A 1,400-nucleotide genomic window follows, 5' to 3' on the forward strand; every position below is an offset into this window, starting at 1 on the left:
GTAGCACTCCGCAGAGATCTTGGCCGGTCGGCTCCGTTTGCATTGGCAGGTGGCATGCCTTGGAGATTGGCCGAAACGCCCATCGCGATCGTCATTCCAGTCTAATCATCCGACATGGGACTGGCCGGCCAGGGCAGCCGATGGCGCAGCTCTTCGACCAGGACCCGCTCATTCTCCGAATAGTCGATCGGAACGACGACGAGATTGACGCCGCCCGCGGCGAAGGCCTGCTCAAGGGCCGGTCTCAGCTCGGCAATGGCGCCTACCCTGGTGCCCTTGGCGCCATAGGCTTCGGCATAGCGGACGAAATCGGGATTCGCGAAGGTCATGCCGAAATCGGGAAAGTCGTCGACCGCCTGCTTCCAGCGGATCATGCCGTAGGCATGGTCCTCAATGATCAGGACCACGAGGTTGAGCTTCAGCCTGACGGCGGTTTCCAGCTCCTGGCTGTTCATCATGAAGCCACCATCGCCGCAAATCGCCATGACGCGGCGTTCTGGAAAAAGCATCGCCGCCATCATCGCCGACGGCAGGCCGGCACCCATCGTGGCCAACGCATTGTCGAGCAGCAGCGTGTTGGCGACGCGCGTGCGGTAGTTGCGCGCGAACCAGATCTTGTACATGCCGTTGTCGAGCGCCAGGATGCCGTCGGCCGGCATCACCGCGCGCACGTCGTGCACCAGGCGCTGCGGCGTGAAGCGGTCCTCGCTGTCGCGCGCCGCGATGCGGTTCAATATCCCCTCGCGCAGCGGCAGCAGTGCCTGTGCGTTGGGAATGTTGCCTTCCAGGCGGTCGGCCAGCAGCCTGAGCGACGCGCCGATATCGCCGATCACCTCGGTTTGCGGGAAATAGACCTGCTCGACAGTGGCCGGCTGGTAGCCGACATGAATGACCTTGGGACCGTCGGCGCCCATGATGAAGGGTGGCTTCTCGACCGTGTCGTGGCCGATCGTGATGATGAGATCCGCCCGCTCGATCGCCTCATGCACATAGTCGCGCTCGGACAGGGCGGCTGTGCCCATATAGAGCTCGGTCCCACCCGGCACCGTGCCCTTGCCCATCTGGGTGGTGAAATAGGGAATGCCGGTCCGCAGGACGAACTGGGCGAGGTCCGAGGTCGAGCGCGGCCGCGAGGCGGCGGCGCCCATCATCGCCAGCGGCCGCTCGGCCTCGATGATCATACGCGCGGCGCGGTCGAGCGCAAGCGGGCTCGCCAGCGGCAGCTCGACCGGGTGCGGCGGAATCGGTGCCACCGCGTCGCATTCCTCGGCGGCGATGTCTTCCGGCAGCTCCAGATGCACCGGTCCCGGCCGCTCCTCGCCGGCCACCCGGAAAGCCTCGCGCACCACGCCCGGGATCATCCTGGGCGAAACGATCTGACGCGAAAGCTTGGTCAGGGG

The 1,400-nt window shown here is 65.5% G+C and carries 1 protein-coding gene; it reads right to left on the reverse strand.

Going from position 1 to position 1,400, the window contains the following annotated elements; all coding sequences use genetic code 11:
• Positions 1–101: 101 nt before the first annotated feature.
• On the reverse strand, positions 102–1,400 hold a 1,299-nt coding region (locus EOA24_RS37910; protein ID WP_127410819.1), incomplete at its 5' end, for an acetolactate synthase large subunit.

Origin of the sequence: Mesorhizobium sp. M2A.F.Ca.ET.039.01.1.1, assembly GCF_003998035.1 — a bacterium.
In the GTDB taxonomy this organism is placed as follows: Bacteria; Pseudomonadota; Alphaproteobacteria; order Rhizobiales; family Rhizobiaceae; genus Mesorhizobium.